The sequence below is a fragment of the Novosphingobium sp. AAP1 genome (genome assembly GCF_001295765.1).
Lineage (GTDB): Bacteria > Pseudomonadota > Alphaproteobacteria > Sphingomonadales > Sphingomonadaceae > Novosphingobium > Novosphingobium capsulatum.
This window is the reverse complement of the sequence record NZ_LJHO01000011.1, coordinates 90,951-97,660: the sequence shown is the minus strand read 5'-3', so window position 1 is coordinate 97,660 and position 6,710 is coordinate 90,951. Positions and strand designations below refer to the sequence as shown.

Genomic DNA, 6,710 nt, shown 5'->3' with positions numbered 1-6,710 from the left:
AATGCCGTGGCGGAGAGCTTCTTCTCTTCGCTCAAGCGCGAGCGCATCCGCAGGCGGACCTACAAAACCCGCGAGGAAGCCCGGCAGGATGTATTCGATTACACCGAGATGTTCTACAACCCGGTCCGCAAGCATGTCAGGAACGGGATGCTATCGCCCATCGAGTTCGAACGGCAGCAGATTTTGAATGCCCAAGGCGTCTAGAAAACTAGGGGCTACCCAAACCACGCACGCCGCCGCTGCGCGACAGCTTTCTCAAACGGACTCTCGGCACCAAGCCATTGCGGTTGGAAAAGAGACAGCGCATGATTTCAGTACGTTGTGCTCAGCACCGCCATCACCCTTCCCTCTCGTGCGGATATTCAGCGGCCCGATCAGCCGAACAGCATCAAGCGCCTTGTTTTTGCGTGTTGCCTCAATGCAAGCGAGTCACGATCGAAAAGTTGCAGGATGGACTCAAGTGCGCCCCGGCTTAGCCTGCGGTTTACGCGCCATCATCCATCGATAGGTTATGCAGCAACTGGTTTACCGGGCCACAATGCTTCGCATCGGACCGGCAATCGGGGCATACACCTCATGCGCGAAGGCATAGCAGCGTCCCACGGGTTCGGACGAATACTAGCCGCAATCATGGAAGCTGGGTGGCAGCGAAGCGGGCGTTTTTCTGCCTTTTCCAAGCTTGCGCTCCGCACTCTCATTTTACATGCGCTTGCTATTGAAAATCTCCGCCGCCTTGCAAAAGCGGAGTAGCGGCTCAAGCTCTGCACGAGCCTCGCATTCCTGGTCTTAGCGCGATCGGCGGGATGGATGGTCAAAGGATCGAGCGTGACTCTGGCCGGGACTCACCGCGTCGACTCATTTCGGCTCCAACCGGCCAGGCAGTCAATGGCGCATCTAACAGCGGCGCGATCAGAAACGCGGTCACACTGATGACGCTGATCTCAGCCCACGGACATTCACCGGCAGTTGATTGCCAAGCCTGATCAGCACACACCGGTGTGTGTCCTGGGCTGATGCAGAATGGCATCCATTTTGAGCATGGGCATGACGAAGGCGGCGGTATCACGGTTCTTTTCTGACCCTAGCTTGATCTGATGCCACCCACATACGCTCCAGCGTAGTCCATCCGGGTCAGGCGTCTTTCGGCGGCTGGCATGGGTAAGCTCCAGCTCGCGTACCAGGGCCTAGTGGATTGCCATGACAACATGGACCGTTTGGCACGGTCTGCTCCCCAACAGTTGAACTGCTCAAGCGGCCGCGCGTGGAGGCGGCGGTCAAGGCATAAGGGGCATACCTGCGTTTCCCGTCGCGAAAAATCGTGCTCGGCTTGCCGCCGCCGAGCCCACTGTTACCTTCATCCCCGGGGACCGCCCTCATCTTTGAGCAGAAGCATTTCAAGCGGGCGGAAGGCCTAACCGGCCGATATCACTCCACTCATTTTATGAACGCGCCATCACACCCCATGGTATTGGCGATACCAGTCGACGAAACGCGCCACGCCTTCGCGCACCGAGGTCGCAGGCTTATATCCCAGCTCGCGTTCGAGATCGGATACATCAGCAAAAGTGTCGGGTACGTCACCAGCCTGCAACGGTAACAGATTGCGCTCTGCCTTGCGCCCCAGCGCCTCTTCCAGCGCTTCGATATAGGCCGTGAGCTTGACGGGAGAGTTGTTGCCGATGTTGTAGATTCGATAGGGTGCGTTGGAGGTAGCCGGGTCGGGTTTGATCGCATCCCATGCCGGATCGGGCCTGGCGGGGCGATCCAGCGCGCGGATCACCCCGGCGACTATATCGTCCACATAGGTGAAATCGCGCGTGTGGTTGCCGTGGTTGAACACGTTGATCGGCGTGCCATCAAGAATGGCCCGCGCGAACAGGAACAGCGCCATGTCTGGCCGGCCCCACGGGCCGTAGACCGTGAAGAAGCGCAGGCCAGTGGTCGGCAGTCGATAGAGATGGCTGTAGCTGTGCGCCATCAGCTCGTTGGCCTTCTTGGTGGCCGCGTAGAACTGCAGGGGATGGTCCACGCCGACGTGCTCGCTGAACGGCATCGCCTTGTTGGCGCCATAGACCGAACTCGTCGAGGCATAGACGAGATGCTCGATCCCACCATGGCGGCAGGCCTCGAGGATATTGGTAAAGCCCACGATGTTGCTTTCAATATAGGCGTGGGGATTTTCGATCGAATAGCGCACGCCCGCCTGTGCCGCGAGATTGACCACGCGGCGCACACAGCCCTGGGCAAAGGCCTGCTCTACCGCGAGGCGATCTGCTAGGTTGGCGCGGAAAAACCGATAGGGCGCCCCCGTACGCGCGGCAGTTTCTTCCAGAACCCTGAGGCGTGCCTCCTTGATGGCGGGATCGTAGTAATCGTTGACCACGTCCAGACCAACCACGGCATCGCCGCGTTCCATCAGCGCCTTGGCCGTGTGAAAACCGATGAAGCCGGCATTGCCGGTAACCAGGGTAGCCAAGCCGCATCTCCATATTCGGGCAACAACGCCGCAGTTTCGCTCCTGCCATACCTGGCAGAAGCGAACAAAGTGTAACCCATTAGTGCGCTTGGAAAAGTGGTCAGCTGGCCTTCTTGGCCACGTTGAACGTGCCGGTCACGCGGCCGCTTGATGTTGTCGTAGTGCCACCCGTGCCGCTCGGCGCACCGCCGCTACGGCCATCGACGCTCGACAGCCCGGTGTTGAGGTCAATCACGAGACGACCACCATTGAGCGTGTCCTTGCCCCGGCGCAGCGCGACATTGCCCACCATGGTGATAATCTTGCGCGGAATATCGTAAACTGCGGTGTTGCCGCTGGCGCGCTGGTCGCCCCGCGTCACCACCACGCCGCCGGCAGCGTCGATGCGCTGGACCTGCACGGTCTGCGCATCAGTATAGGCCAGCGTGGTGCGCGCCGCTTGCAGCCGCAGGTCTTCCTGGGTGATGTCGACATTACCGGTCAGCACCACGCGCTTCTGCTTGTCCTGCAACTCCATGCGGTCTGCACCGAAATTCACCGGCGCGTTGGAGTTGTGCTTGCCAAAGGTCTGTGCATCGAGATGCGCAGACCCCGCCACCACCGCCGCCGACAGGGCAAAGCCGCAAGCCAGGGAACGCAGCGCCAGAACACGCGTGGACACGCGGTCGGTTGCGCGCGGCGAAGAAGGAAGCGGGTCGATCATCTTCAGCGTTGTCCTCGTCGAATCGCGCGTTACGGCCAGGATGGCCTCAAGGCTTGGCTGGCAGCGGCAGCTTACCTTGATCCATCCGCATGTGGGCATGCCCTTCCAGCGTCACAACCCGATCGTCAAGATTGGCCACGATGCGGTCTGCTGAAAAAGTGCCGGTGGGCAGGCGGCCATTGACGTGCCCATCGCTGACCAGTTGCCGCTTTGTCAGGTCGATCGAGGCACCGTCGGTGATCATGCGATAGCCGTCAGAGCTTTCGAAATTGACCACGCCCGGCACCTTGATGAACTGCTTGCCGAAATCATAGGCACCCTGCTGCGTCGTCAGGATCGCCGGCCCGTTCTTGAGCATGACTCGGGCAGTCACGTCTTTCAGCTGGACCACATCCTGCGCCGCGGAATGCTGCACGGCATTGCCAGCGGTCACCGAAAAGGTCCGCCCCTTATTGTCCGCGCCCCGATACATCGCGCTCACCACTTTGAGACGATCTTGCACGACCGCCACCTTGGTGCGGTCTAGCAAAAAGCTGATCTCTCCGCGGGGCGCTAAGGGGCTCAGTACCATCACTGCGAGCAATGCGCCGATCAGCCCAGGCAGCAGCACGGCCAGCAAGCGTACGGTGCGATCATGCCGCCCGCCCGGCGCCGCCTTATGGCGGCGGCGGCTGCGTATCTGTTCTGCCTGGATGGTCATGGCGTGAAGATCATGGCAGGTGCAGGCTTACTCGTGGCTGAAGATATCGCGATCGGCCCAGCCAGCGATGTCGAGAAGAGCTCGTGTCGGCAGAAAGTCGAAACAGGCCTGGGCGATCTCGGAACGCTTTTCGCGTGCGAGGCGTTCCACAAGAATGGTATGGGCCCCGTGAAGATAGCGCACATCGGATGCGGCATATTCGAGTTGGGCATCACTCAGCACCTCCCCGCCCCAATCGCTGGACTGCTGCTGCTTGGAAAGCTCCTTGCCGAGCAGTTCGCGCACCAGATCTTTCAAGCCATGCCGGTCTGTGTAAGTCCGTACCAGCTTGGATGCGATCTTGGTGCAGAACACGGGGGTAGCCATCACACCCAAGTAATGATGGATCGCCGCCAGATCGAATCGGGCGAAATGATAGAGCTTGAGCCGGGTCGGATCGGAAAGGATCGCACAAAGATTCGGCGCGGCGTAATCGCTGCCCACCTTGAAACGCACCAAGTGTTCGTCACCTTGTCCGTCGGAAATCTGCACCACGCACAGCCGGTCGCGCGGCGTGATCAAACCCATCGTCTCGGTGTCGACAGCTACGATGCCCGGCGCCAGCAAATCAGCGGAAGGCAGGTCTTGTTCATGCAGGTAAACGGCCATGTCCGCGTGCTTAGGCCGGTTCAGCGCGACCGGCAAGCCCAAGGGCTGCCACATGCTGCGCCAAGCGCGCATTCGCACCCAGGGCGAAAAACGCGGCGCAGCGCACAATCGCGATTCCGTGCTGCAACGTATTGGCGGTTGCAGCTCTCAACACCGTCCTCTAGAAATAGGCAGCGGTGCCGTATCACCCTACCGGAGTGTGCGGTATATCCACCGCAGCATGTAGCTGCTCAGACCAAGGCAAGTTATCGTAAAGGGCCAGAAAATGGCACTTGGGACCACGCAATCAGGAACGTCTAAGACCATGATCACACCGGTTATTCTGTGCGGCGGCAGTGGCACCCGTTTGTGGCCCCGTTCGCGCAAGGCAAAGCCCAAGCCGTTCTTGCCGCTGGTCGGTGATACGACCCTTTTCGAAGCTTCAGTGCTGCGCTGCAGCATCAAAGCTGGCTTTTCGCCGCCGATCGTGGTTACCGGCGCGCAACATCTCGATCATGTGGTCGACCAGTTGCCTGATCCGGCCGCCAGCCAGATCATCGTGGAACCGGAAGGCAAGAACACCGCAGCGGCCATCGCGCTCGCGGCGCTGCGCCTGCCGGGCGATGCGATCATGCTGGTCTGCCCAAGCGATCACCATATCGGCGATTGCGATGCCTTTCAGGCTTCAGCCAAAGCTGCGGCCAAGCTGGCCGCCGACGACTGGCTGGTATCCTTCGGCATTGCCGCCACCACCCCGGAAACGGGTTTTGGCTATCTCAAGCAAGGCGATCCGATCGAAGGCACTGGCGGCCGCAAAGTGGAACGCTTTGTCGAAAAGCCGGATCTTGAACGCGCTCAAGCCTTCCTCGCGGATGGTGGTTATGCCTGGAACGGTGGCATCTTTGCCTTCCGCGCCGGCCATTTCCTCGACGAACTCGACAAGCACCGCCCCGATATTGCCGGTGCGGTGCGCGCGGCGGTGGACAAGGGCCGTGCCGACGGCAACGCCTTCCATCCTGATCCGGCCGAGTTTGCCAAGATCGCGGGCGAATCGGTGGACTATGCCGTGATGGAAAAGACCGATCGCGCCGCCATGGTGCCGGCAACGATGGCTTGGTCCGATATCGGCAACTGGCAAGCACTGCACGAAGCGCTCGACAAGGACGACGTGGGCAATGCCACCAAGGGCCGGGTCGAACTGAAAAACTGCAGCAACGTGCTGGTCCATACCGATGGTCCGCGCGTGTCGGTGGTAGGCGCCAGCAATCTCATCGTAGTCGTCGATGGCGATGAAATCCTGGTGTGCACGCCCGAAGGGGCGCAACTTGTCGGCAAACTGCAAGGGGCCGCCAACCAATGAGCAAGCTGCCGATCCGCGAAGTTGAAAAGCCCTGGGGCAAGGATGTTCTTCCCGCCCCGTTCTCCGCGCCAGAAGGCAAGCGCATCGGCGAGATCTGGTTCGAGCCGCCCGCCGATGTTCCCAGCCTGCTGGTGAAGTACATCTTCACCAGCGAGAAGCTTTCGGTCCAGGTTCACCCGAGCGATGAGCAAGCGGCGGCTGCGGGCGAAAAGGACCGGGGCAAGGAAGAATGCTGGCTGGTCATCGCTGCTGAACCCGGGGCCACACTGGGCGTCGGCTTCAAGGACCATGTCGACCATGACACCATGCGTGCGGCAGCGCTCGATGGCAGCATCGAGGACATGCTGGTGTGGCATCCGGTCAAGCCGGGCGATTTCTTTTATATCCCGGCCAACACGGTGCACGCGATTGGCGCCGGCGTGAGCGTGATCGAGATCCAGCAGAACAGCGACATTACCTATCGCCTCTATGACTATGGCCGCCCGCGCGAATTGCATCTCGATGCCGGCATCGCTGTGTCGCGTGGCGAACCGCTCGATCCCGCGCTGCACCGGCACATTCCCGATACCGGCACTGTGGAACTAGCGCATGGCGCCTATTTCACCGCGCACCGGCTGCAGGGCGTACCCGACGCAGCGCTGCGTGCCGAATATGCCGGCCCATTGCTGGTCATCCCGCGCAGCGGCAGCGTCACGCTGGGCGACGACGTGCTGAACCCAGGCGACTGCGCTTCGGCAGCAAGCATCGATGCACTGACGTTCGATCCCCAGGGCCAGGCCATCATCGTGCGTCCCGCCACCTGATTGAAGATAGCGCGCATCGCCTTGTCCGTGATAGGCCCGGG

General features: G+C 60.8%; 7 protein-coding genes. 3 read left to right on the top strand and 4 right to left on the bottom strand.

All coding sequences use genetic code 11. The features are described 5' to 3' along the window. Positions 1–204: IS3 family transposase (locus IP65_RS16910; RefSeq protein ID WP_156306674.1), on the top strand; the 204-nt coding region annotated here is incomplete at its 5' end. Between the two features lie 1,249 nt (positions 205–1,453). Here the strand turns inward: IP65_RS16910 and IP65_RS16905 are convergent. The 4 genes from IP65_RS16905 to IP65_RS16890 all read right to left on the bottom strand — a co-directional run bounded on the left by IP65_RS16905 (position 1,454) and on the right by IP65_RS16890 (position 4,527). Continuing rightward, the gene (locus IP65_RS16905; protein WP_082350214.1) at positions 1,454–2,476 is read right to left on the bottom strand and encodes an NAD-dependent epimerase; all 1,023 of its coding nucleotides are present in this window, start codon (positions 2,474–2,476) and stop codon (positions 1,454–1,456) included. A gap of 100 nt (positions 2,477–2,576) precedes the next feature. Continuing rightward, positions 2,577–3,179: an LptA/OstA family protein gene (locus IP65_RS16900; protein WP_022677454.1), complete on the bottom strand. Its 603-nt coding sequence runs from the start codon at positions 3,177–3,179 to the stop codon at positions 2,577–2,579. 46 nt (positions 3,180–3,225) lie between these two features. Further along, entirely contained in the window at positions 3,226–3,879 is a 654-nt protein-coding gene (lptC, locus tag IP65_RS16895; RefSeq protein ID WP_054132388.1) for an LPS export ABC transporter periplasmic protein LptC, read from the bottom strand. A 27-nt stretch (positions 3,880–3,906) separates the two neighbouring features. After that, positions 3,907–4,527 carry a ribonuclease D gene (locus tag IP65_RS16890; protein ID WP_054132387.1) on the bottom strand — a complete coding sequence of 207 codons (621 nt, stop codon included), beginning with the start codon at positions 4,525–4,527 and terminating at the stop codon, positions 3,907–3,909. Between the two features lie 304 nt (positions 4,528–4,831). Here IP65_RS16890 and IP65_RS16885 point away from each other — a divergent pair, with 304 nt between their 5' ends. Both IP65_RS16885 and IP65_RS16880 read left to right on the top strand, forming a co-directional pair. Further along, positions 4,832–5,866: a mannose-1-phosphate guanylyltransferase gene (locus tag IP65_RS16885; RefSeq protein ID WP_054132386.1), complete on the top strand. Its 1,035-nt coding sequence runs from the start codon at positions 4,832–4,834 to the stop codon at positions 5,864–5,866. Beyond that, on the top strand, positions 5,863–6,669 hold the full coding sequence (locus IP65_RS16880; RefSeq protein ID WP_054132385.1) for a class I mannose-6-phosphate isomerase: 807 nt from the start codon (positions 5,863–5,865) through the stop codon (positions 6,667–6,669). Before IP65_RS16885 ends, IP65_RS16880 begins: the two co-directional genes overlap by 4 nt. The last annotated feature ends 41 nt before the right edge of the window (positions 6,670–6,710 follow it).

Bases quoted from the DNA above. Each gene is read 5' to 3' on its own strand.
- IP65_RS16880 (WP_054132385.1), top strand. From the start codon at position 5,863: ATGAGCAAGCTGCCGATCCGCGAAGTTGAAAAGCCCTGGGGCAAGGAT.
- lptC (WP_054132388.1), bottom strand. From the start codon at position 3,879: ATGACCATCCAGGCAGAACAGATACGCAGCCGCCGCCGCCATAAGGCG.
- IP65_RS16890 (WP_054132387.1), bottom strand. From the start codon at position 4,527: ATGGCCGTTTACCTGCATGAACAAGACCTGCCTTCCGCTGATTTGCTG.
- IP65_RS16900 (WP_022677454.1), bottom strand. From the start codon at position 3,179: ATGATCGACCCGCTTCCTTCTTCGCCGCGCGCAACCGACCGCGTGTCC.
- IP65_RS16885 (WP_054132386.1), top strand. From the start codon at position 4,832: ATGATCACACCGGTTATTCTGTGCGGCGGCAGTGGCACCCGTTTGTGG.